Origin of the sequence: Rhodococcus sp. (in: high G+C Gram-positive bacteria) (genome assembly GCF_049299235.1) — a bacterium.
GTDB lineage: Bacteria > Actinomycetota > Actinomycetes > Mycobacteriales > Mycobacteriaceae > Rhodococcus.
In genome coordinates this window covers 1-21,986 of the sequence record NZ_JBAQXC010000252.1, presented here as the reverse complement: position 1 = coordinate 21,986, position 21,986 = coordinate 1, and the positions used below count along the sequence as shown (strand labels likewise).

Here is a 21,986-nt window from a genome sequence, read left to right as displayed (position 1 = left end):
ACGCCGATGCGCAGCCCGAACGGCGGCCGCGGGCGAGCGCGCCCGCATATCCGCCGCCGGCCGTGCGCTACCGCGACCGCCACGAGGATTGAGGGTCGCTCACCGGCCCTATCGAGCTGCGCGCAATTCGCGGGGCAGCGCGAACACCAGCGTCTCGTTGGCTGTCGTGACCGATTGCACATCCCGGTAACCGCGGTCCGCGAGCAGATCGAGCACCCCACGCACGAGGATCTCGGGTACCGACGCACCCGAAGTGATTCCGACGGTCTCGACGCCGTCGAGCCATGCGGGATCGACTTCCCGGGCATAGTCGACCAGGTAGGCCGCCTTCGCCCCGGCTCCGAGCGCAACCTCGACCAGTCGCACCGAGTTCGACGAATTGCGCGATCCCACGACGATCACCAGGTCACATGCGGGCGCCATCGCCTTGACCGCGACCTGACGGTTCTGGGTGGCGTAGCAGATGTCGTCGCTGGGTGGGTCCTGCAGCAGCGGAAACTTCTCCCGCAGTCGTTTGACGGTTTCCATGGTCTCGTCGACGCTCAGCGTGGTCTGTGAGAGCCAGATCACCTTCGCTTCGTCCCGGACCCGGACCGTATCGACAGCGTCCGGCCCGTCGACCAACTGCACGTGGTCGGGGGCCTCCCCGGCTGTACCTTCGACTTCCTCGTGCCCCTCGTGCCCGATGAGCAGAATGTCGTAGTTGTCGCGTGCGAAGCGTTTGGCTTCCTGATGGACCTTGGTGACGAGCGGGCAGGTCGCATCGATGGTGTGCAGGTCGCGGGCCGCGGCCGCGTCGTGGACCGCCGGGGACACCCCGTGCGCGGAGAACACCAGCACCGACCCGGCGGGCACCTCGTCGGTTTCCTCGACGAACACGACGCCGCGTTCGGCGAGGGTGTCCACCACATGTCGGTTGTGGACGATCTCCTTGCGCACGTAGATCGGTGCTCCGTGCTTCTCGAGGGCCTTCTCCACGGTTTCGACCGCACGATCGACCCCTGCGCAATAGCCGCGCGGTTCCGCGAGGAGCACCCGCTTCCCCGTCGGCGCGGTCCCCGCCGAACGTGCAATACCGACTTCGAGTGGAACAGGCGCAGACATGCCTCCAGGGTACGGGCCGCTGAGGGATGTGGCCCTCCTCGGCTACCAATCACCGAGTTCGTGAGGCAGTCTGGTGGGCATGATCCGTCCACCGTTCATGGCTCGGGTGGCGGCCGGGGTCGCCGTCACCGCCTACGAAGAGACCCTCAAGTTGCCGTCCACTGCCCTGGCGCTGCCGATGACGACGGTCAGTCAGGTGCTACAGACGACGATGCGGGTCCAGCAGTCGATGACCTCGCTCGCGATCAAGGGCGACCGCCTGTTCGAAATACTGGGTGCCCCGTCTGAGGAGAACCCGACGTGGGCGGTGTTCGACGAGGACGAAGTGCCGAGCACATCCCCGGTGAACAACGGCGCAGAACCCTCGGAAGCGACCGGGTCGTCGGAAGCACCCGGCCGGTTCGCCCTGTATTCGATGCCGCCTGCGGTGGACTCCGAACCCGCAGCGACCGACCCTGTGCCGGCGAAGAAGGCAGCCCAGAAGGCGGCCCGACCCGGATCGGCGGCGTCCAAGGCGTCCAAGGCTGCTGGAAGCGCGAAGCCGACCGAATCCGCGCCCGCGCCCGAACTGCCCGAAATCGCCGACTATCTCGACTACGGTTCGTTGACGCTCGCCCAGTTGCGTGCGCGCCTGCGCACGCTGTCGGTGGAGGATCTGACCGCGTTGCTCGACTACGAGAACGCGACGCGGGCGCGGGCGCCGTTCGTGACGATGCTGTCCAACCGGATCACGACTGCCAGCGCAAGGTGACGTCGGCGCACTCCACTGCCCAACCGAACTCCGCGGACAATCCGTGGCCGGTGCGCACCGTGTCGCAGAAGGTCGCCGGCTGGATCGACCGTCTCGGCACCATCTGGGTGGAAGGTCAGATCACCCAGATGAACGTGCGTCCCGGCACGCGCACGGCATATCTGACCTTGCGGGATTCGTCGGTGGACATGTCGCTGTCGGTGACGTGCTCACCGCAACTGATCCAGAACGCGCCGGTCGCGCTGACCGAGGGCGCCCGCGTGGTGATGTTCGGCAAGTTGTCGTTCTGGCCGACACGAGGCAGCGTCTCGCTGCGGGTCACCGAAATCCGCGCGGTCGGTATCGGTGAGTTGCTCGCCCGCATCGAGCGGCTGCGGGCACTGCTCGCCGCGGAGGGCCTGTTCGATCCGCGGTTGAAACGGCCGCTGCCGTTCCTGCCCGGCCGGATCGGCCTGATCACCGGACGTGGCGGCGCCGCCGAGCACGACGTCGTATCGGTGGCGCAGAAGCGGTGGCCCGCGGTGCGGTTCGAGATCCGCAACACCGCCGTGCAGGGCCCGACCGCGGTCCCACAAATCCTCGACGCCCTCGAGGAACTCGACGCAGATCCCGCAGTGGACGTGATCGTCCTCGCCCGCGGCGGGGGCAGCGTCGAGGACCTCCTACCGTTCTCCGACGAATCGCTGTGCCGGGCGATCGTCGCGTGCACCACCCCCGTGGTCAGCGCGATCGGCCACGAACCGGACAGTCCACTGTGCGATCACGTCGCCGATCTGCGCGCAGCCACCCCGACCGATGCCGCAAAGCGAGTCGTGCCGGACGCCGTCGCCGAGCAGCAACTCGTCGATGACCTGCGGGCACGCGCCGCCTCCGCGCTGCGCAACTGGGTGCACCGCGAGGAGCATGTGGTCGCGCAACTCCGCAGCCGGCCGGTCCTCGCCGATCCGATGCGCGCACTGGAACAGCACACCGACGAGGTGGATCGGCTCCGGCGGTTCGGTCGCCGCGACATCGACCGGGTCGTCGCCGACCAGACCACAGTGGTCGAGCACCTGCGAGCCCGGTTGGCGTCGCTGGGGCCGGCCGCGACCCTCGCGCGCGGCTACGCGGTGGTCCAGCGGATCGTGCCCGACGGCGACCCCGAGGTCGTCCGGTCGGTCGAGGAGATGCCGCCGGGCACCCAGGTGCGGGTGCGGGTCGGCGATGGTGCCGCCCGGGCCGCGGTGATGGGACGAGAGCGGTAATGGGACGAGAGCAGTGATGGGACGAGAGCAGTGATGGAACGAGAGCAGTGATGGAACGAGCGCTGGCAAGGATGAAGCGATGAGCGAGACGAATGCGGATGTGGCGGAACTCGGCTACGAGCGTGCCCGCGACGAACTGGTCAACGTGGTGAAGATGCTCGAACAGGGCGGCCTCGACCTGGACGAGTCACTGGCGCTCTGGGAGCGGGGAGAGGCCCTCGCCACGCGATGCGAGGAGCACCTGGCCGGCGCCCGCCGGCGCGTCGAGGACGCACTCTCACACGCCGAGGACGGCGACCGGGCCGGCTAGCCGACCAGGTCGGGTTTGCTCAGGGGACCAGCGGTTGCGCGGCGTCCGCCGCGGCGGCGAGCGTCGCGAACTCGGCGTTGTCGCCGGATCCGCCGATGATGATGCGCACGTCACCGAAGTCCGAAACCCACAGCGGTTCGGCGCCCTCCTCGCCGTACACCGTCCAGTCCCGGCCGTCGATGCTCTCGGTTCCGGTGGCGACCCGGTTCGACCCGGCGGCGAACCGCACGAGTTCGTCGGCACCGGCGTCGGACTGAGTGAACTGAACGTAGCGACCGGCCGGGGTGATGAACCCGACAGTGCTCGAGTCCCCGCCTTGCTGACCGGTGATGATGCTGCGGCTGCCCGAGTTGGCCTGCCAGTCCTCGGGGACCGCCGGATGGCGAATGGGGAAGCCGAGTTCTTTCGCGTCGTACGCCAACCCTGCGTCGATGTCGAAACTCGGAACGGGTCCGGCCGTGGGACCGCCCGGGTTGAACGAACATTGGCTGGCGATCGCCGCGATGACCAGACACGCCAGGACAAGCGGAATGAGCGACCAGGCCATATCGCGGGTGTCGTTCAGAATGCGGGGTTTCTCGGAAGCCACCCGCCCAGTCTGACAGCCTCGGCCGATCCAGGTGGCGGCCGGTCCGGGTCCGGGCCTCCACCAGCGCGGTACTGATGAGAGAATCACTTCTTGAACCACCATCGGATTCAACGGCCCCACACCTCGGTGGCCGACTCTCGCGCCGACGCACCGCGTCGACCGACTGCATCAGGAGGCAGTAGCCCATGACGGCCACCCCATCGCGCCGCGAAGCTCCGGACCGCAACCTCGCCCTCGAGTTGGTCCGTGTCACCGAGGCCGCGGCGATGGCAGCAGGCCGCTGGGTCGGCCGCGGCGACAAGGAAGGCGGCGACGGTGCCGCTGTCGACGCGATGCGTCACATGGTCAGCTCGGTGTCCATGCAGGGCATCGTGGTGATCGGCGAGGGCGAGAAGGACGAAGCCCCGATGCTGTACAACGGCGAGGAGGTCGGCAACGGCGACGGCCCGCTGTGTGACGTCGCAGTCGACCCGATCGACGGCACCACACTCATGGCGAAGGGTGCACCCGGCTCGATCGCAGTTCTCGCGGTCGCCGAGCGGGGCGCCATGTTCGATCCGTCGGCGGTGTTCTACATGGACAAGATCGCCGTCGGCCCCGAAGCCGCCGACGTCATCGATCTGGCTGCCGGCGTCGCCGAGAACATCCGCCGCGTCGCGAAGGCCAAGAACCGCGCGGTCTCCGACACGACCGTCACGATCCTGGATCGCCCGCGTCACGCCGAAATCATCCGGGAGATCCGCGAGACCGGGGCGCGCATCCGGCTGATCTCCGACGGTGACGTCGCGGGCGCCATCGCGACCGCCCGCCCCGATTCCGGTGTCGACATGCTCCTCGGCATCGGCGGTACCCCGGAGGGCATCATCGCCGCGGCAGCGCTGCGCTGCATGGGTGGCGCGCTGCAAGGCAAACTCGCTCCGACGAACGACGCGGAGCGCCGCAAGGCCCTCGACGCCGGCCACGACCTGGATCGGGTGCTGGCCACCGAAGAACTCGTCACCGGCGAGAACATCTTCTTCTGCGCGACCGGTGTCACCGACGGCGACCTGCTCAAGGGTGTGCGGTACTACGGCGGCGGCGCGACCACGCAGTCGATCGTGATGCGCAGCAAGTCGGGCACCGTCCGCATGATCGAGGCGTACCACCGCCTCGAGAAGCTGCACGAATTCTCGTCGATCAACTTCGACGGCGTCGACGGCGCGCAGCGTCCACTGCCCTGACCGTGCGCTCCGCGCCGGTGTGTCGTTCGGGCTCCGCTGGGGGCCCAAACGACACACCGGCGGCGGAGCCGCCGCGGTGGCAAGCTGAGGTTCATGACTGAGAACAGCGAACCGCAGTTCCGCATCGAGCACGACACGATGGGCGAGGTCCGGGTCCCGGCCGACGCCCTGTGGCGCGCGCAGACGCAGCGCGCCGTGGAAAATTTCCCCATCTCGGGCCGAGGCCTCGAACGTGCCCAGATCCGCGCCCTCGGCCTACTCAAAGCCGCATGCGCACAGGTCAACAATGATCTCGGCTTGCTCGACGCAGACAAGGCCCACGCGATCATCGCCGCCGCCGGTGAGATCGCGGCCGGTAAGCACGACGACCAGTTCCCCATCGATGTCTTCCAGACCGGCTCGGGCACAAGTTCGAACATGAACGCCAACGAGGTCATCGCGTCGATCGCAGCGCGGGACGGGGTGACCGTTCACCCCAACGACCACGTCAACATGTCGCAGTCGTCGAACGATACCTTTCCCACCGCAACACACGTCGCCGCGACCGAGGCCGCGGTCCGCGACCTGATTCCCGCGCTCGAACACCTGCACGGGGCACTGGTCGAGAAGGCCGCGCAGTGGCGCACCGTCGTCAAATCCGGCCGAACCCATCTGATGGATGCCGTTCCGGTCACATTGGGACAGGAATTCGGCGGCTATGCCCGGCAGGTCGAGGCAGGCATCGAACGCGTCCGGGCAACGTTCCCGCGACTCGGCGAACTGCCCATCGGCGGGACCGCGGTCGGCACGGGACTGAACGCACCCGCCGGGTTCGGTCCACGAGTCGTCGCGGAGCTGGTGAAGGCGACCGGAATCGACGAGTTGCGCCCGGCCCGCGACAGTTTCGAGGCACAGGCCGCCCGCGACGGCCTCGTCGAGGCGTCGGGAGCGCTGCGCACGATCGCCGTGTCGTTGACGAAGATCGCCAACGATGTGCGGTGGATGGGGTCGGGTCCGCTGACAGGGCTCGGGGAGATCCGGTTACCCGACCTGCAGCCGGGCAGCTCCATCATGCCAGGGAAGGTCAATCCCGTTCTGCCCGAAGCAGTTACGCAGGTCGCAGCGCAGGTTGTCGGCAATGATGCGACCGTCGCGTGGGGTGGCGCGGCCGGCGCCTTCGAATTGAACGTCTACATCCCGGTGATGGCGCGGAATCTGCTCGAATCGATGCGGTTGCTCGCGAACGTGTCCCGGTTGTTCGCCGACCGGTGCATCAGCGGCGTGGAAGCGAACGTCGAGCATCTGCGGACGCTGGCGGAGTCGTCGCCGTCGATCGTGACGCCGCTGAATTCGGCGATCGGATACGAAGAGGCCGCCGCCGTCGCCAAGCAGGCATTGACGGAGAAGAAGACGATCCGGCAGACCGTGATCGACCGGGGCCTGATCGGCGACGGGTTGAGCGAGGACGAACTGGATCGTCGACTGGACGTGCTCGCGATGACGAACGTCGAGCGCGAACCCTAGACGGACACGAACGCGACACAGACACGGGGTGCCGCGCTCATCTCCGCCGCGTGCAGTCGGTGCCGTCGACGAAGTGCCCGGTGCCGCCCTCGTACTGAGCCTCCGTCCCCCGACCGAGTTCGGTATTGTCGGCGCGCCGATCCACGAACCAGACGTACGCGTCCTCGGCACTGTCGATGGCGCGGAAGTCGACGATCTCGCCCTCGGGAGCGATCACTCTGGATGCTGCCCTGGCGACGGATTCCCCCGTCATACCCGACCGAGCGGACGACCCGTGGTCGACGGCTGGGCCGTCAGGATCACCCCGGCGGGTGTGCGCCCGAGCGATCGGAGGACGGCGCAGCGATGTGTCCGTGCGACTTCTCGGAGGTCAGCCCATGACCACCTGGGTTCTGCCGTCGATGAAGGTGATGTGCCCCATCTGGAAGTCGCTCTGCACACCGTCCGGGATCGGATGCTCGTCGCTGATCGGGAAGCCGAGTTCTCCTGCCGCACCGCCGGCCGCCTCCCACGCGACCTGAATCTCACCGCCCACGACGTGAGCACCGGTGTCCGGGCTCCACGCGATGACGCCACCCGCGAACTCACCGACGCTGCCGTCCCCGATACTCTCCTGGCTACCTATCGGTGGGCCGAGCGGACCGGCTGCTCCCCCGGTTTCGGTGTACTTGTCGAGGACCGCGCCACTGATGGCGTACTCCTGGCCGTCGGGGCCGGGCACCACGGTGGTTGCGTCACCGGCGATCTCGTTCCCTGCGCTCTCGGCCGCACTCTCGGCGGAGTTCGCGGCACTCTCGACCGCCGATTGTGCGCCCGCCGCCGCGGACTCCACCGCGGTCTGCGCGGATTCGGCGACGCTGGTCATGCTGTTGTAGGCGTCCTCGCCTGCGGTGTCGGCCGTGTCGCTGCACCCTGCGATCACCAATCCGGTGGCGGCGAGCGCACCGAAGGTCGTGGCGACTCGACGTGGAATTCGGCTCATGACTGACTCCTCGCTGGCGGAAGTCGCTGCTGTTGAACTTCACGGCTGTTGAACTTCACGGCTGTGGACTTCACGGGTTTGCACAGTGTGCATATCCCTTCGCACGGTGCCACCCGACTGCGCGCGGCGTCGCGATTCCGGACAGCCGCATCCGAATCGTTGCCGTTCCGCCCACGAGCAAGGCTTGAACGGGCCTTGCGGTTGCGCGCGGGATGCAGCGGCGCGGCAGTCGTAGACTTTCACCCGCTGCCGAACCGTTCGGCGGGATGGAGGGATCAAGACGATGACCGACGCCGAGCACACTCCCGGTTTCGAGGCCGGACTCGAGATCCGCCGGGAGGTGATGGGCGACGACTTCGTCGAGCGCGCCTTCGACCGGGCTCGGGGAACCGACTCGGAAGCCTTGCAGGAGTTCGTCACCGAGCATGCGTGGGGTGCGGTGTGGTCCCGCCCGGGCCTCGACCGTCGCAGCCGCAGCCTCCTCAACATCGGCATGCTCATCGCGCTGCGCGCCGAGAACGAACTGCGCGGCCACATTCGGGGGGCGCTGCGAAACGGATTGACGCGCACGGAGATCACCGAGGCGGTCATCCACTCGGCAGCCTACTGCGGCTCCCCCGCTGCCCTCGCGGCGATGCGGGTCACCCAGGAGGTCCTCGAGGCCGAACTCGGCCCCGCCTGACCCACCCGCATCCCAGGTGACGGGAACCTGCATCCGGTCTGACCGAATGAAGGTTCCCGTCACCCAAGAGGATTCAGGCTCCGGGGGCGAATTCCTCCAGCATCTCGGTGACCAGTGCGGCGATCGGCGACCGTTCGCTGCGGGTGAGGGTCACGTGCGCGAACAGCGGGTGGCCCTTGAGCTTCTCGATCACCGCGGCGACCCCGTCGTGGCGGCCGACCCGCAGGTTGTCCCGCTGCGCGACGTCGTGTGTGAGGACCACCCGCGAACCGGAACCCAGACGCGAGAGCACCGTCAGCAGCACGTTGCGTTCGAGCGACTGCGCCTCGTCGACGATCACGAACGAGTCGTGCAACGACCGTCCCCGAATATGCGTCAGCGGCAACACCTCCAGCATGCCGCGGCTGATCACCTCGTCCATCACCGCGGGACTGGCCAGACCCTCGAGCGTGTCGAACACCGCCTGCGCCCACGGACCCATCTTTTCGCTCTCGCTGCCCGGCAGGTAGCCGAGTTCCTGACCGCCGACGGCATACAGCGGTCGGAACACGACGACCTTGCGCTGAGTGCGACGCTCGAGCACCGCTTCGAGCCCCGCGGTGAGCGCGAGCGCGGACTTTCCGGTGCCGGCCTTTCCGCCGAGCGACACGATGCCGATGGAGTCGTCCAGCAGCAGATCCAACGCGACACGCTGCTCCGCGGACCGGCCGTGCAGTCCGAACGCCTCGCGATCCCCGCGTACCAACTGAACACGCTTGTCCGCGGTCACCCTGCCCAACGCGCTCGACGAACCACCGAGAAGGCGAACACCGGTGTGGCACGGAAGGTCCCGCGCATCATCGAGGTCGACGATACCGTCCGCGAACAACTCGTCGATCCGACTCCGGTCGACGTCGAGTTCGGCCATACCCGTCCACCCGGAGATCACCACGTCCTGTGCGTGGTATTCGTCGGCGGGCAGACCTGCGGCACCCGCCTTGACCCGCAGCGGGATGTCCTTGCTGACCAGAACCACGTCCCGCCCGTCGGACGCCAGGTTCAGGGCGCACGCCAGGATCCGTGAGTCGTTGTCGTCCGTTCGAAAACCCGCGGGCAGCACCGACGGATCGGTGTGGTTCAACTCCACATGCAGTGTGCCGCCGGCGTCACCGATCGGGATCGGCTGATCGAGCCGGCCGTGCTGCAACCGCAGGTCGTCGAGCAGCCGCAGCGACTCGCGCGCGAACCAGCCGAGCTCGTGATGGTGCCGTTTGCCTTCGAGTTCACCGATCACCACGAGTGGGAGAACGACCTCGTGTTCCGCGAAGCGGGTCACCGCCCACGGGTCCGAGAGCAACACCGACGTGTCCAGAACATACGTGCGAACGGAGGGTTTCTTCGCCGCGGCCTTGGAGCGACGTCCGGTGCGAGCGGGGACGGAGCGTGTTGCGTCCACGTGAGGCTCCTAGACCTGCGCGGCACCACGCAGGTGTCTTTCTCGGTGGGCCGGTCGGCCCGGGTGCCTGCGAACGACACAAGGGCCGGGTGCCGGCCCCTCGCACTGAATTTCTCAGCCACGACCAGGACCTCCCGCGTGGCCGGCACCTGTGTCGACCACACCGTCACGCTAACGCCGACACGCACCGGACGCTCGGCAGAGCGCGGTGCGTGTCGGTGAAGAATGCGTTAACGGCCGACGTCCGGCCATCGGCTCCGCCCGGGACGCCGATCAGATGAGCGGCCAGTCCTCCAGCCCCTGATACAGCGGCACATCCTGGGCCAGCGTGCTCACGCGGGCACGGAGCGCCTCGACGTCCGCGCCGCCGATCAGGGTCTGCGCGATGACGTCGGCGACCTCGGTGAACTGGGCGTCCCCGAATCCGCGGGTCGCGAGGGCTGGTGTGCCGATGCGCAGACCGGAGGTGACCATCGGCGGGCGCGGATCGAACGGCACCGCGTTCCGGTTGACGGTGATCCCGACCTCGTGCAGCGCGTCCTCCCCCTGCTGACCGTCGAGCTGGGAGTTGCGCAGGTCCACCAGAACCAGGTGCACGTCGGTGCCGCCGGTGAGCACCGAGATGCCCTTGTCCGCGACGTCCGCCTGCGACAGGCGCTCGGCGAGGATTTTCGCGCCCGACAGGGTGCGCTGCTGCCGGTCCTTGAACTCATCGCCCGCGGCGATCTTCAGTGCGACGGCCTTGGCTGCGATGGCGTGCATGAGCGGTCCGCCCTGCTGGCCGGGGAACACCGCCGAGTTCAGCTTCTTCGCCCATTCCTGCTTGGCCAGGATCAGACCCGAGCGGGGGCCACCGAGGGTCTTGTGCACGGTGGTCGAAACGACGTCGGCGTAGGGCACCGGCGACGGATGCAGACCTGCGGCGACCAGGCCGGCGAAGTGCGCCATGTCGACCCACAGGTAGGCACCGACCTCGTCCGCGATGGAGCGGAACGCGGCGAAATCCTCGTGACGCGGGTACGCGGACCAGCCGGCGACGATCACCTTCGGCTTTTCCCGCAGTGCGATGTCGCGCACTTCGTCCATGTCGATGCGGTGATCGTCCTTGCTGACCCCGTAGGACGCGACGTCGTACAGCTTGCCGGAGAAGTTCAGCTTCATGCCGTGGGTGAGGTGACCGCCGTGTGCGAGGTCGAGACCGAGGAGTTTCTCACCTGGTGTCATCAGCGCCATGAGCACCGCCGCGTTGGCCTGCGCACCCGAGTGCGGCTGCACGTTCGCGAATTCTGCTCCGAACAGGTCCTTCGCCCGGGTACGCGCGAGATCCTCGATGACGTCGACGTGCTCGCAGCCGCCGTAGTAGCGGCGCCCCGGGTAGCCTTCCGCGTACTTGTTGGTCAGCACGCTGCCCTGCGCCTGCAGCACCGCGCGCGGAACGAAGTTTTCCGAGGCGATCATCTCGAGGGTGTCGCGCTGGCGGGACAACTCACCGGCCATCGCCTGTGCGACTTCCGGGTCGAGATCGGCGAGCGCGGCGGTGTTGACGTCGGTGCCAGGCACGGTTGTCATCGAGGATTCTCCAAGCTGAGGTCGGCAGGATACGACCTCCAGTCTACGAAGTGCGGCCCGAACGAGGAATTCGGGACCCCGCCGAGACCGACGTCACCGCAGCGAGCTCGGCACCAGCGGTTCGTCGAGCAGCCGACGGAAGCGCTCGGCCCGGTCCGCACCCGGCTCGGCGTGCGCCAGCCAGCCGCCGAGCAGCCGGTACCCCTCCACGTAGGTACTGATGTAGGCGCGCCACAGCGGTGACGACAGGAACCGCAGCGACTGCCGGGACCGCTCGGGGCTCGCCAACGACCAGCGCTGAAGGAATGCCGCGACGTCGTCGTGGCTACGGCCACTGTCGTGCAGCAGCAGGGCAGCGTCCTGACGCACCGGCAGCAGATCGGCCGACGCGTCGTGGAGTTGCTCGGCGAGCTCACCGTCGAAACGGAGCCCCAGGTCGGCGTAGATCTCCTGCGCCCACAGCCCCCAGCCGGGGCCGATGATCGCCTCCAGCGCGAGGTCGGCCAGACCTTCCGCCATGAGGCACTGCGGCGTGTTCACCAGGAACAGGCTCTGCTCGGCCTGGCCGCCGACGACCAGGCCGGCCTCCTTGCGGCAGTGTTCGGTGTGGTGCCCCGGGTACGCCTCATGGGCGATCAGGCGCGGTAGTTGCGACATGTGTTGCTCGAGATCGGAGTTGATCGCGACCCGGGAGCGGTAGTCGCCGAGGTAGTAGTTGAAACCCGACCACGGCTTGTCTCCGACGATCTCGTATTCGATGTGCTCGGCTTCCGGCAGCGGGTATGCCGCGCGCACCTTGTCGCGCAGGGCGCTCGAGAACGCCTCGACGCATTCCGCGAGCCGGTCTGCGGGCACCGTCTCGCCCCGACGATGGGCGTGCAGACGTTCGCCGAGCGGTCCTGATCCGGGGAGCAGCGCATCGAGGCGGCGATGCGCAGCACGGTAGTCGTCCTCGTTACCGGGGGCGATGCGCACGTCGAAGTATGCCTCGACCTCGTCGACGAAGCCGATCTGTTCACCTGCGAATATGCGCGCGGAGCAGTCGAGGGCACGCAGGTGCACGTCGAGGAATCGGGTCCGTTCCTCGGACAGTCCGGCACCGGTCAGTTCCCCGCGGAGTCGGGTCGCGATGTGGGAAAGATCACGGGGATCCGGCGTCGGCGCCTCCGCGACCCGGCGACGCAGCGACGGGTCGCCCGTGTAGGCGTCGACGAAGCCTTCTTCCAGCCGGTCGAAAGCAAGCCCGAGCAGCAGATATTCACGCACGAAACCGTCCGATCCCATGCCCAGGAACACTAGTCGCTCCCCCGCGGCCAGGACGACGCCGGACGCGGCGATCACGGACCCCGAGGGGACACACCCCTGTGGCTGCGCGCACAATTCGGATCATGGACAACGTTCGTCGCAAGCGGCTCGCAGGCTGCGTCGCCGATTCGCTCGCTTCGGAAGGCTCGTGTCGATGGCACGGTTGAGCGAACCGAGCCCGTACGTCGAATTCGACCGCAAGCAGTGGCGGACGCTGCGCAAGGCGACGCCGCTGGTTCTGACGGAGGACGAGCTGATCGGCCTGCGCGGCCTCGGCGAGCAGATCGACCTTGCGGAGGTCGCCGAGGTGTATCTGCCGCTGTCGCGGTTGATCCATCTGCAGGTCGCGGCCCGGCAGCGGTTGTTCGCCGCGACCGCGACATTCCTCGGGGAGAAGCATCCGGACCATCAGGTGCCGTTCGTGATCGGGGTCGCCGGGTCGGTCGCGGTCGGGAAGTCCACGACCGCGCGTGTGCTGCAGGCGCTGCTGGCGCGGTGGGAGCATCATCCACGGGTCGACCTGGTCACCACCGACGGGTTCCTCTACCCGACGAGGGAATTGATGCGTCGGAATATCATGCACCGCAAGGGCTTCCCGGAAAGCTACGACCGCAGGAAGTTGCTGCGCTTCGTCACCGAAGTCAAGTCGGGTGCTGCGGAGGTCGCGGCACCGGTGTATTCGCACATCTCGTACGACGTGATCCCAGGTCAGTACCACGTGATCCGGCAGCCGGACATCCTCATCATCGAGGGTCTCAACGTTCTGCAAACCGGTCCGCGGCTGATGGTCTCGGACCTGTTCGACTTCTCGATCTATGTGGACGCTCGCATCGAGGACATCGAAAAATGGTATGTGGAACGGTTTCTCGCGTTGCGCAAGACGTCCTTCGCCAATCCGGACGCGCACTTCCACCACTACGCGAGCCTGTCGGATCGCGACGCAATGAACGCAGCCAAAGAAATCTGGCACTCGATCAACCTGCCGAATCTGGTCGAGAACATTCTGCCGACCCGCCCGCGCGCCACGCTGGTATTGCGCAAGGACTCCGATCACACCATCAATCGGCTGCGACTCCGCAAGCTCTGACACCCGCCCCCGTGCGCGCTTCCGGTAGCGGCTGCCACCACAAGCGCGCACGGGTACGGCTACACCCCGAATCGGCGGTGCCGGGCAGCGAAATCGCGTAGAGCGCGCAGGAAGTCGACGCGACGGAACTCCGGCCAGTAGGCCTCGGTGAACCAGATCTCGGAGTACGCGCTCTGCCACAGCAGGAACCCGGACAGTCGCTGCTCACCCGAGGTCCGGATGACGAGATCCGGGTCGGGCTGCCCCGAGGTGTAGAGGTGCCCGTCGACGGCATCGACGGTGACGGCATCGATCAGCGCCTGACCGGAGACCCCGGCGGCCTGCCGGTCGCGCAGCAGCGATTGGACGGCATCGACGATCTCCTGCCTGCCGCCGTAGCCCACCGCGACGTTGACGTGGGTACCGGTGCGGCCCGCGGTGCGGCAGGCTGCGTCGCGGAGCCGACGCGCCTGCTCGTCGGGCAACAGATCGAGGGTGCCGACGATCTTGACACTCCAATTCTGGTCCGGGCCGGAAATCTCCTCCACGACATCGGTAATGATGTCGAGGAGGACGTCGAGTTCCTCCGGTTCACGTCGCAGGTTCTCGGTGGAGAGCAGGTAGATGGTGGCGGTCTCGATGCCGGCGGCATCGCACCAGTGCAGCAGTTCGGCGATCTTGCGGGCACCGGCGCGGTGGCCGTGACTGACGTCGGTGAAGCCGTTCTCCCGAGCCCAGCGACGGTTGCCGTCGCACATCACGGCGACGTGCCTCGGATGCTGTGCGCCGTCGAGTTGACGCAGCAGACGTCGTTCGTAGAGCTCGTACAACACCCCGCGCACATTCACCCCGAAATCACCACGGAGGTCACATTACGCGCCCCGGGACTCTCCGGTCGCGACGGTGGTCACACCCGTACGCAGACCCGGTAACACACGGGTAGCGTGACACCCGAACCGAAACCTACGGTTGCGTAGGTTACCGATAAGTACTAGAGGGGGTCCAACTCATGGCGGTGTTCGGGATCGACGAACTGCCGGTCAAGCCGCGCATGCGCGGCTGGATCCACCTGTGGGCGTTCGCGGTCTCTTTGGTCGCCGGCATCGTGCTCGTCACCCTGGCCGCGACGATCGCCGATCCGCCCGCGGGTTCCGCCACCGCGGTCTACAGCCTCACGGTGTGCGGAGTGTTCGGGGTCAGCGCGCTCTACCACCGAGTGCACTGGCACGATCCTCGAGCGCGCATGTGGATGAAACGCGCCGACCACTCGATGATCTTCCTGTTCATCGCGGGCAGTTACACACCGTTCGCGACGCTCGCCCTCCCACCGGACACCGGCCGCACCCTCCTGATCGTCGTCTGGTCGGGCGCTCTCGCCGGCGTGACTCTGAAGATGCTGTGGCCCAATGCGCCTCGATGGGTCGGCGTGCCCCTGTATCTCCTGCTCGGATGGGCGATCGTTCCCGTCGCGGGCACCGTGATCGACGAAGCCGGGCTCGCCGCGATGGTGCTGCTCCTCATCGGCGGCATCCTCTACAGCGTCGGCGCCGTGCTGTACGCGACGCAATGGCCGAACCCGTGGCCGCACACCTTCGGCCACCACGAGTTCTTCCACGCCGCGACCGTCGTCGCCGCGCTGTGCCACGCGGTCGCGGTGTGGCTCGTCGTATTCGCTTGAATCGTTCGACCCGCTCTGCTGCACGCGCCCGGCAAGACGGAGAGTTTGGTAGCGTCGCCAGCAATGTCACTCTCGCTTCTTGCCTTCGAACTGACCGAGACGAATCGCGAATGGCTGATCCACAAGCCACTCGCGATCGTCGGCTACATCGCGGTGGCGATCGTTCTCCGATACGCGCTGCACAAACTGATCGACCGCGCGACCCTCCCGCGAGGTCCGGGCCGAGCACCCACGAGGTCGGTCCTGCGTCCACTGCAGGAGCGCGCCGCCAAGGTCAACGGCGATCCCGCAACGCGCGAACGACGCGCCCAGCGGGCCCGGACGATCGGCTCGGTATTCAAATCGGGCGTGTCGATCGTCGTGTTGGCCTGGGTTGTGCTGCAAACACTCGACCAACTCGGATTCAACATCGCTCCGTTCATCGCATCGGCGGGCATTGCCGGCGTCGCACTCGGATTCGGCGCACAGAACCTGGTCCGGGACTTCATCTCCGGCATGTTCATGCTGCTCGAAGACCAGTACGGCGTGGGCGATGTGGTCGATGTGGGCGACGCGACCGGAACCGTCGAATCCGTCGGCCTCCGGGTCACGACGATCCGGGACATCGACGGCACCCTGTGGTACTGCCGCAACGGTGAGATCCTGCGTGTCGGCAACATGAGTCAGGGCCACGCGGTGGCAGTGGTCGACGTGCCGATCGCTCCGACGGCGAATGTCGACCGGGCCTGCCGGGTGGCGCTCGATGCGGTGCTCGACAGGGTCGGGGCCGACGACATCGCGCCGGACGTGCTGGACCCGCCGGAGTTGCTCGGCGTCAACTCCGTCACCGCAGGCGCTGTGACACTGCGTCTGACGGTGTGTGTCCGGCCGGGCAAACAGTGGGGCGTGCGCCGCGCTCTCACACGTGCGGTGCTCGAAGCATTCGATTCCGACGGCATCGAGTCGCCGTCACTGATGCTGGCGCACGCCCCCTCGTCCTGACCGCGATCAGGCGTCGAGTCCCGCCTCGGCAGGTTCCTTCCTGCTCCGCACAGCGTCGATCGCGAGTACGCACAGGAGGGACACGGCACCCCAGATAGCGAATGTCGTCAGGTGCGATCCCACCGTGTCCGCACCGAAGTACAGGATCGACCGGATCGATTCCACCGCCGCGGGCATCGGCAACACCGCGTGCAACGCCCGGAAGAGTTCGGGCAGCATGTACACCGACATCGCACCGCCCGACGCGGGCACGCCGAGGAACATCAGGATCGCGACCGCGGGGACGACGGCGAGGAGTCCGAACAACCGGGTGAGCACCGTGGCGAACATCGCGGTCGCGAAGATCGCGACGATGCCGACGCCGAACAGTTGCCAGAAGTGCCCGTCGACAGCACCGGTGATCGGATCGGCGATCACCCACACGACGGCCGACATGAACACCGCGAACCCGGCCGACAGCGGCAGCAGCGATTTCAGCCGCATGGCTGCCGGGGCGGCGCTGTGACCCACGACGGCGAACATGAATCCGGCCATGATCCAGCCCATCGCGACGTACAACGTCACCGTCCCCATGCTGTCGGCCCCCGGCAGCGGCGCGAGATCTTCCGTGACGAGCGGCATCTGTTGGCCCGCGGCGACCTGCTCGAACGTCCGCGCCACGACCTGCTGCTGACTCATGCCTGCCGCCTGGCTCGTGATCAGCGTTGCCGTCGGAGACTCCGCCGACGGCAGTACATACGCGGCGACCGCGCTGCGGTCCTCGATTGCCGCACGTGCCTCGTCCACCGACGTGGACGCGGTCAGATCGAACAGCCCGCCCAGGTTCCGGTCGAGTCCGGCCACCGCCTGGTCGGCGACCTCCTGGGTGCCTGCGACCACGGTGACCGGCATCTCGCGGGGCGCCGGCTGGTACATCGAGCCCAGCATCACCGAGAACATCAGCGCGACCATCGCGAGCGGAAAGAAGCCGAGCGTGACATAGCGAACCCAGTTGCGCTCGGGACGTGGACCGGCCGTGAGCGACGGCAGGGTGACCTCCGGGAGGCCCGCATCCGGGTTGCGCTTGCGCCTGAGCGCATCGATACCGAATACCGCGGCGAGCGCCACGACCGCGCCGATCGCAAGGACCATCACGTGGCGACCGAGTCCGTCACCACCGAAGTACAGCAGCGACCGGAGCGCCTCCCCGGTCGCCGGGGTCGGCAGGAACGAATGCAACTTCACGTACAGCGACGGCAGCGTGTAGACCGACATGCCCATGTTGGATGCGGGAACACCGAGCACCATCAAGAAGAGCATGCCGACGAGTACCGCCATCGGACCGAAGATCCGGGTGAGGAACAACTGAACCGACCCCACCGCGAACACCGCGAGCCAGGAAATCCCCAGGACCGCAGCGGTATGTCCTTCGATCGCACCGAGCACGGGATCGGCGATGAACCAGACGAGGGCAGCGATCAACGCGGACCAGCCTGCGAGCAGCGGGATCGCGCGGCGCTTGCGGAGCAGTTCGGGCGAGTTGGACAGCATGATGCTCCACGGCATGTAGCCCGCGAGCATCAGCCCGGTGGCCATGAACATCGCGGCGAGACCGGCGGTGTCGTGGCCGGGAAGCGGTGCCAGGTCCTGGGAATCGAGAGCGAGACCCTGACCGATCACCTGCGGTGCGACCAGGCCGGTGACCGTCGATACCTGGGAAGCGCCTGCGGCGCTTGCGGTGTAGAGCGTGGCTGTCCCGGTGTCCGACAGCGATACCGCACCCGCGACCTCACGGGCGAGGACGAGGTCGCGTGCCTCCTCGGCCGTTGCGACGACACGGACGTCGACGGCGTTGGGGTCGGCGCTCTCGAGCGCATCCGCGAACCCGACGGCCTGTTCGGCGGTGCCCGCTACGGCGATCGGCATGTTGTTCGGTGCCGGGGCGTGCATCGCGTAGAGGTACCCGGTGATCATCATCCCGACGAACAGGAACGGCATGACGAACATGGCGACGATGCGGCCGATCTGTTCCTTGCGGGCCCGTGCGTGGTCGGCTTCGGTGGGCTCGCCGTCGCCCGGCGGGCCTCCTGCTCGGTGTTCGAGGGTTGTGGTGGACATCGGCGGCACTCCTCGAATAATTACGTTGACTGACTTAAAAAAATGTACGCTAAGTGTCTTAAATCCATCAAGCTGTGGATCCGGTGACGTTCGTCCCATCGAATGAAGGACGATGGTCCGACAACAGGAAGCGACGGAAACGACATGGGCAGTTACGGCGATCGGGTGCGGCAGGCTCTGCTCGACTCCGCGGAAGAACTCTTCGCGCAGTTCGGCATCGACGCCGTGTCGAACCGGCGCATCGCCGAACACGCCGGAAACTCCAATCACTCCGCAGTGAACTACCACTTCGGCGGACGCGACGAGCTGATCCGAGCCATGGTCGAACGAATCTCCGACGAAACCGACGCGCGACGACGAGAACTCGTCGCTCTCCTCGGCCCGGAACCGAACCTGCGCGATCTGCTGAGTTGCCTCATCGTTCCGTTCACCGACCAATTGGCGTCGATGCCCGTCCCGAGTTGGCGCGCACGATTCCTCCGTCAGATGCGCAGCGTCCCGTCGATCGCCGAGAGCGTCGCATCGACAGTCACGGCAGATCCGGTCGTGGACGAGCTGATCCAACGCATCCACGTGCCGCTCACCGACATCGCACCGGCGGTACTCGCCGGCCGGTCCCGCATCATCGGGCGCCTCGTCGTCGACGCCTACGCCGACTACGAGGCGCGGCTCGAATCCGGCGAGGCAGAACCCAACTGGGTGGGCTTCGCCAATTTCCTCATCGACGCGTGCGCGGGGCTACTCGAAGCTCCCGTCACCAGCGAGGGCGACTTCCTCAGCACCCGCGGAACGTCCGCCTGGGTATGACCTCAGGGCCACCGACCCGAGCCGGTGACCAACCTGATCCGGTGACCGCCCTGCGGCGGCGATGTCGTGACAGCGCGGGCTAACTCGCCTCGGGCCTCTTCGCCTCGAGGCCCGTAGTCTCGGCACTCGTAGACTCGGCACTCGTAGACTCGGTGCCCGCGGCCGCGGCACTCGCAGTCTCGGTGGCCGACGTGGGGGTCGCGCCGCGGTCCGTGCCCTCGTCGGCGGCCTGATCAGCTTCGGGATGATCGGGCTCGAAGGTCTCCGGCAACCGGCCCAGGCGCTTGTTCATATTGCGGACGAGCAGCGCCGTCGCGACGAGCAGAATGACGATCAGCGCCAGCCCGACCGGCGACGCCTTACCGAATTCCGGCCCTGTGGGTTCCTGCGCAAGCACGTTCGCAGTCACCATGCCCATCGTCACCATGCCCGTCGTCATCGCACTCGTCCGTCCTCGATGCCCGCGAACAGATCCGACTCGGGGATCACGGTGTTCACGCGGGTCTTGGCCAACTCGAATTCTTCGGTCGGCCATACCTTCTGCTGAATGTCCAGGGGTATCGCGAAGAACGACCCGTTGGGGTCGATCTGCGTCGCGTGCGCGCGGAGTGCGTCGTCACGATTCGGGAAGTAGTCACCGCAGGTGATCTGCGTGGTCACCCGGGCCATGATGTCGCCCTGTTCGGTGCGCCACCGGCTGAGCCATTCCTCCATCGGGAAGCGTTCGCCTCGCCGTTCGTACTCGTCACGGAACAGTTCGATGCGCCGGCGGATGAATCCGTGCGAGTAGTACACCTTGCGCACCTTCCACGGCTCGCCGTCCTCCGGGAAGTATCCGGGGTCGGCGGCCGCGTCGTACGCCGCCATCGACACCTCGTGACAGCGGATGTGGTCGGGGTGTGGATAGCCGCCGTTCTCGTCGTAGGTGGTCATCACGTGCGGACGGAACTCACGGATGGCCCGGACGAGCGCACGGGTGGATTCCTCCAGCGGAACGAGCGCGAAACACCCGTCCGGCAGCGGCGGCTTGGGGTCGCCCTCGGGGAGGCCGGAGTCGACGAATCCGAGCCAGCGGTGCTGCACACCGAGGATCCGGGCCGCCTCGGCCATCTCCTCGCGGCGCACCTCCTCCATGCGGTCGCGGATCCCCGGGACGTCCATCGCCGGGTTGAGGATGTCGCCGCGTTCACCGCCGGTCAGGGTGACGACCTGAACCTCGTTTCCCTCGGCCGCATAGCGGGCCGTTGTGGCGGCACCCTTGCTCGACTCGTCATCGGGATGGGCATGCACGGCCATGAGCCGTAGTCCGCTCACGTGTTTCCTCCACCTCACCGTTGTGTGCTTCGTCCGACCGCGCCCGGCACCGCAGGCGGGGCGAGTCGGTCCTTCCCCTATAGTTCCACCTGACAACTCCTCCGTCAGCCGTGGCCCCGTGCCTGCGCGGCGGGCACGAAAGTAAAAGTGATGAGCGACACCACCGTGAACGACAGGTATCCCACCGACCGTTACCCGACGAGCGGCGGTTCACCCCGCCGCCTCGTGTGGTGGGTGATCGCGGCCGTCGGTATCGGTCTGGCCGTGGCCTTGACATTCGTGGTGTACCAGCGCAGCGGTCCGGCGGAGATCCAGTCGGAGATGATCACCTACAACGTCATCGACGATTCGACGGTCGACGTGCAGTTCACCGTGACCAGGGACGATCCGTCACGGTCCGCGGTGTGCGTGGTCCGGGCACGGTCGCAGGACGGGCAGGAAACCGGCCGGCGCGAGGTGCTGATCCCGCCGTCCGATAGCGGCACGGTCCTGCTGAATTCGACGATCAAGACATCACAACGTCCCGGCACGGGTCTCATCTACGGCTGCAGCTTCGACATCCCCGAATATCTGCACCCACAGTGACGGTACGCTGCGGCTTTCCGCGCCGAAAGCCGCATTGGTGCTAGAATGAGCGGATACACGGTTCCACCCTTTGGGGCCGTGTATTGCTGCATAGTAGACAGTACGGCTCCGTTCACCACACCCACCGGGCGTAACGATTTGGGGCCCATGCTGTCGTGGCCGCTGCATGTTGCGCGGCCTGTCGACAGGAGCCGGGGGCTCCAACCCGAAGGAAGTGATCGAGGATGACCGAGACCCAGGGCACCTGGCTGACACAGGAGTCGTACGACCGACTCAAGGCAGAACTCGACCAGCTCATCGCGAATCGCCCGGTTATCGCAGCCGAGATCAACGAGCGCCGCGAAGAGGGGGATCTCAAGGAGAACGGCGGATACCACGCCGCCCGCGAGGAACAGGGGCAGCAGGAGGCTCGGATCCGCCAGCTCCAGGAACTGCTCAGCGCCGCGAAGGTCGGTGTTGCGCCCACTCGTTCCGGTGTTGCGTTGCCCGGATCGGTTGTCACCGTGTACTACGACGGCGACGAGAGCGACAAGGAAACGTTCCTGATCGCGACACGCGAAGAGGGCGCGCGGAGCAACGAGATCGAGATCTACTCGCCCAACTCACCGCTCGGCGGCGCGTTGCTGGAGGCGAAGGTCGGCGAGACCCGTGAATACACTCTGCCCAACGGCGGCACCATGAAGGTGACCCTCGTCAGCGCAGAGCCGTACCACGGCTGATCGAAGTTCAGATGTGCGGAGGGCCCCGACCGGACGGTCGGGGCC

The 21,986-nt window shown here is 67.1% G+C and carries 23 protein-coding genes; 12 read left to right on the top strand and 11 right to left on the bottom strand.

Annotation, left to right across the window (positions count from 1 at the left end; all coding sequences use genetic code 11):
• Positions 1–108: 108 nt before the first annotated feature.
• Entirely contained in the window at positions 109–1,104 is a 996-nt protein-coding gene (locus WAX14_RS15080; RefSeq protein ID WP_422628863.1) for a 4-hydroxy-3-methylbut-2-enyl diphosphate reductase, read from the bottom strand.
• 79 nt (positions 1,105–1,183) lie between these two features.
• Between WAX14_RS15080 and WAX14_RS15075 the strand changes: the two genes are divergently transcribed.
• The 3 genes from WAX14_RS15075 to WAX14_RS15065 all read left to right on the top strand — a co-directional run bounded on the left by WAX14_RS15075 (position 1,184) and on the right by WAX14_RS15065 (position 3,409).
• Entirely contained in the window at positions 1,184–1,855 is a 672-nt protein-coding gene (locus WAX14_RS15075; protein WP_422628862.1) for a lipid droplet-associated protein, read from the top strand.
• Positions 1,852–3,099 carry an exodeoxyribonuclease VII large subunit gene (xseA, locus tag WAX14_RS15070; protein ID WP_422628861.1) on the top strand — a complete coding sequence of 416 codons (1,248 nt, stop codon included), beginning with the start codon at positions 1,852–1,854 and terminating at the stop codon, positions 3,097–3,099. The genes WAX14_RS15075 and xseA overlap by 4 nt, the downstream gene beginning before the upstream one ends.
• Before the next feature lie 79 nt (positions 3,100–3,178).
• Positions 3,179–3,409, top strand: a complete 231-nt coding sequence (locus tag WAX14_RS15065) for an exodeoxyribonuclease VII small subunit (RefSeq protein WP_422628860.1) — start codon at positions 3,179–3,181, stop codon at positions 3,407–3,409.
• 19 nt (positions 3,410–3,428) lie between these two features.
• Here WAX14_RS15065 and WAX14_RS15060 read toward each other — a convergent pair whose 3' ends face one another.
• On the bottom strand, positions 3,429–3,998 hold the full coding sequence (locus WAX14_RS15060) for a DUF4245 domain-containing protein (RefSeq protein ID WP_422628859.1): 570 nt from the start codon (positions 3,996–3,998) through the stop codon (positions 3,429–3,431).
• Positions 3,999–4,183: 185 nt separating this feature from the next.
• Between WAX14_RS15060 and glpX the strand changes: the two genes are divergently transcribed.
• On the top strand, positions 4,184–5,218 hold the full coding sequence (glpX, locus tag WAX14_RS15055; RefSeq protein ID WP_422628858.1) for a class II fructose-bisphosphatase: 1,035 nt from the start codon (positions 4,184–4,186) through the stop codon (positions 5,216–5,218).
• A gap of 93 nt (positions 5,219–5,311) precedes the next feature.
• On the top strand, positions 5,312–6,721 hold the full coding sequence (locus tag WAX14_RS15050; protein ID WP_422628857.1) for a class II fumarate hydratase: 1,410 nt from the start codon (positions 5,312–5,314) through the stop codon (positions 6,719–6,721).
• Positions 6,722–6,758: 37 nt separating this feature from the next.
• Here WAX14_RS15050 and WAX14_RS15045 read toward each other — a convergent pair whose 3' ends face one another.
• On the bottom strand, positions 6,759–6,938 hold the full coding sequence (locus tag WAX14_RS15045) for a hypothetical protein (protein ID WP_422628856.1): 180 nt from the start codon (positions 6,936–6,938) through the stop codon (positions 6,759–6,761).
• A 153-nt stretch (positions 6,939–7,091) separates the two neighbouring features.
• Positions 7,092–7,703 (bottom strand): LGFP repeat-containing protein, encoded by a 612-nt coding sequence (locus WAX14_RS15040; protein WP_422628855.1) that lies wholly within the window; start codon positions 7,701–7,703, stop codon positions 7,092–7,094.
• A gap of 283 nt (positions 7,704–7,986) precedes the next feature.
• Between WAX14_RS15040 and WAX14_RS15035 the strand changes: the two genes are divergently transcribed.
• Positions 7,987–8,385 (top strand): carboxymuconolactone decarboxylase family protein, encoded by a 399-nt coding sequence (locus WAX14_RS15035; protein WP_422628854.1) that lies wholly within the window; start codon positions 7,987–7,989, stop codon positions 8,383–8,385.
• A 73-nt stretch (positions 8,386–8,458) separates the two neighbouring features.
• Here WAX14_RS15035 and WAX14_RS15030 read toward each other — a convergent pair whose 3' ends face one another.
• The 3 genes from WAX14_RS15030 to WAX14_RS15020 all read right to left on the bottom strand — a co-directional run bounded on the left by WAX14_RS15030 (position 8,459) and on the right by WAX14_RS15020 (position 12,673).
• A complete protein-coding gene (locus WAX14_RS15030; RefSeq protein ID WP_422628853.1) occupies positions 8,459–9,820 on the bottom strand; it encodes a PhoH family protein in 1,362 nt (453 codons plus the stop codon).
• 273 nt (positions 9,821–10,093) lie between these two features.
• Complete coding sequence (glyA, locus tag WAX14_RS15025; protein WP_422628852.1) at positions 10,094–11,389, bottom strand: serine hydroxymethyltransferase; 1,296 nt, start codon at positions 11,387–11,389, stop codon at positions 10,094–10,096.
• A 93-nt stretch (positions 11,390–11,482) separates the two neighbouring features.
• A complete protein-coding gene (locus WAX14_RS15020; protein WP_422628865.1) occupies positions 11,483–12,673 on the bottom strand; it encodes a DUF885 domain-containing protein in 1,191 nt (396 codons plus the stop codon).
• A gap of 175 nt (positions 12,674–12,848) precedes the next feature.
• On the opposite strand from WAX14_RS15020, the gene coaA reads away from it, so the two are divergent.
• Positions 12,849–13,781, top strand: a complete 933-nt coding sequence (gene coaA / locus WAX14_RS15015; RefSeq protein ID WP_422628851.1) for a type I pantothenate kinase — start codon at positions 12,849–12,851, stop codon at positions 13,779–13,781.
• A gap of 59 nt (positions 13,782–13,840) precedes the next feature.
• Here the strand turns inward: coaA and WAX14_RS15010 are convergent, their stop codons facing one another.
• Positions 13,841–14,608, bottom strand: coding sequence for an isoprenyl transferase (locus WAX14_RS15010; RefSeq protein WP_422628850.1), 768 nt, complete (start codon positions 14,606–14,608; stop codon positions 13,841–13,843).
• A gap of 161 nt (positions 14,609–14,769) precedes the next feature.
• Here WAX14_RS15010 and trhA point away from each other — a divergent pair, with 161 nt between their 5' ends.
• Both trhA and WAX14_RS15000 read left to right on the top strand, forming a co-directional pair.
• A complete protein-coding gene (trhA, locus tag WAX14_RS15005; RefSeq protein WP_422628849.1) occupies positions 14,770–15,438 on the top strand; it encodes a PAQR family membrane homeostasis protein TrhA in 669 nt (222 codons plus the stop codon).
• Between the two features lie 63 nt (positions 15,439–15,501).
• Positions 15,502–16,419 carry a mechanosensitive ion channel family protein gene (locus WAX14_RS15000; protein WP_422628848.1) on the top strand — a complete coding sequence of 306 codons (918 nt, stop codon included), beginning with the start codon at positions 15,502–15,504 and terminating at the stop codon, positions 16,417–16,419.
• Positions 16,420–16,425: 6 nt separating this feature from the next.
• Here WAX14_RS15000 and WAX14_RS14995 read toward each other — a convergent pair whose 3' ends face one another.
• A complete protein-coding gene (locus WAX14_RS14995) occupies positions 16,426–18,516 on the bottom strand; it encodes an ABC transporter permease (protein ID WP_422628847.1) in 2,091 nt (696 codons plus the stop codon).
• A gap of 144 nt (positions 18,517–18,660) precedes the next feature.
• Here WAX14_RS14995 and WAX14_RS14990 point away from each other — a divergent pair, with 144 nt between their 5' ends.
• Positions 18,661–19,323, top strand: coding sequence for a TetR/AcrR family transcriptional regulator (locus tag WAX14_RS14990; protein WP_422628846.1), 663 nt, complete (start codon positions 18,661–18,663; stop codon positions 19,321–19,323).
• 79 nt (positions 19,324–19,402) lie between these two features.
• Here WAX14_RS14990 and WAX14_RS14985 read toward each other — a convergent pair whose 3' ends face one another.
• Both WAX14_RS14985 and mca read right to left on the bottom strand, forming a co-directional pair.
• Positions 19,403–19,735, bottom strand: coding sequence for a hypothetical protein (locus WAX14_RS14985; RefSeq protein WP_422628864.1), 333 nt, complete (start codon positions 19,733–19,735; stop codon positions 19,403–19,405).
• A 23-nt stretch (positions 19,736–19,758) separates the two neighbouring features.
• Positions 19,759–20,637: a mycothiol conjugate amidase Mca gene (gene mca, locus WAX14_RS14980; protein WP_422628845.1), complete on the bottom strand. Its 879-nt coding sequence runs from the start codon at positions 20,635–20,637 to the stop codon at positions 19,759–19,761.
• A 150-nt stretch (positions 20,638–20,787) separates the two neighbouring features.
• Between mca and WAX14_RS14975 the strand changes: the two genes are divergently transcribed.
• Entirely contained in the window at positions 20,788–21,222 is a 435-nt protein-coding gene (locus WAX14_RS14975; protein ID WP_422628844.1) for a DUF4307 domain-containing protein, read from the top strand.
• Between the two features lie 224 nt (positions 21,223–21,446).
• Positions 21,447–21,941 carry a transcription elongation factor GreA gene (greA, locus tag WAX14_RS14970; RefSeq protein ID WP_068158544.1) on the top strand — a complete coding sequence of 165 codons (495 nt, stop codon included), beginning with the start codon at positions 21,447–21,449 and terminating at the stop codon, positions 21,939–21,941.
• Positions 21,942–21,986 lie beyond the last annotated feature (45 nt).

Coding starts and splice junctions, on each gene's coding strand:
- WAX14_RS15080 (WP_422628863.1), bottom strand. CDS start 1,104: ATGTCTGCGCCTGTTCCACTCGAAGTCGGTATTGCACGTTCGGCGGGG.
- WAX14_RS15075 (WP_422628862.1), top strand. CDS start 1,184: ATGATCCGTCCACCGTTCATGGCTCGGGTGGCGGCCGGGGTCGCCGTC.
- WAX14_RS15065 (WP_422628860.1), top strand. CDS start 3,179: ATGAGCGAGACGAATGCGGATGTGGCGGAACTCGGCTACGAGCGTGCC.
- glpX (WP_422628858.1), top strand. CDS start 4,184: ATGACGGCCACCCCATCGCGCCGCGAAGCTCCGGACCGCAACCTCGCC.
- WAX14_RS15050 (WP_422628857.1), top strand. CDS start 5,312: ATGACTGAGAACAGCGAACCGCAGTTCCGCATCGAGCACGACACGATG.
- WAX14_RS15040 (WP_422628855.1), bottom strand. CDS start 7,703: ATGAGCCGAATTCCACGTCGAGTCGCCACGACCTTCGGTGCGCTCGCC.
- WAX14_RS15035 (WP_422628854.1), top strand. CDS start 7,987: ATGACCGACGCCGAGCACACTCCCGGTTTCGAGGCCGGACTCGAGATC.
- glyA (WP_422628852.1), bottom strand. CDS start 11,389: ATGACAACCGTGCCTGGCACCGACGTCAACACCGCCGCGCTCGCCGAT.
- WAX14_RS15020 (WP_422628865.1), bottom strand. CDS start 12,673: ATGGGATCGGACGGTTTCGTGCGTGAATATCTGCTGCTCGGGCTTGCT.
- coaA (WP_422628851.1), top strand. CDS start 12,849: ATGGCACGGTTGAGCGAACCGAGCCCGTACGTCGAATTCGACCGCAAG.
- trhA (WP_422628849.1), top strand. CDS start 14,770: ATGGCGGTGTTCGGGATCGACGAACTGCCGGTCAAGCCGCGCATGCGC.
- WAX14_RS15000 (WP_422628848.1), top strand. CDS start 15,502: ATGTCACTCTCGCTTCTTGCCTTCGAACTGACCGAGACGAATCGCGAA.
- WAX14_RS14995 (WP_422628847.1), bottom strand. CDS start 18,516: ATGTCCACCACAACCCTCGAACACCGAGCAGGAGGCCCGCCGGGCGAC.
- WAX14_RS14990 (WP_422628846.1), top strand. CDS start 18,661: ATGGGCAGTTACGGCGATCGGGTGCGGCAGGCTCTGCTCGACTCCGCG.
- WAX14_RS14985 (WP_422628864.1), bottom strand. CDS start 19,735: ATGGTGACTGCGAACGTGCTTGCGCAGGAACCCACAGGGCCGGAATTC.
- WAX14_RS14975 (WP_422628844.1), top strand. CDS start 20,788: ATGAGCGACACCACCGTGAACGACAGGTATCCCACCGACCGTTACCCG.
- greA (WP_068158544.1), top strand. CDS start 21,447: ATGACCGAGACCCAGGGCACCTGGCTGACACAGGAGTCGTACGACCGA.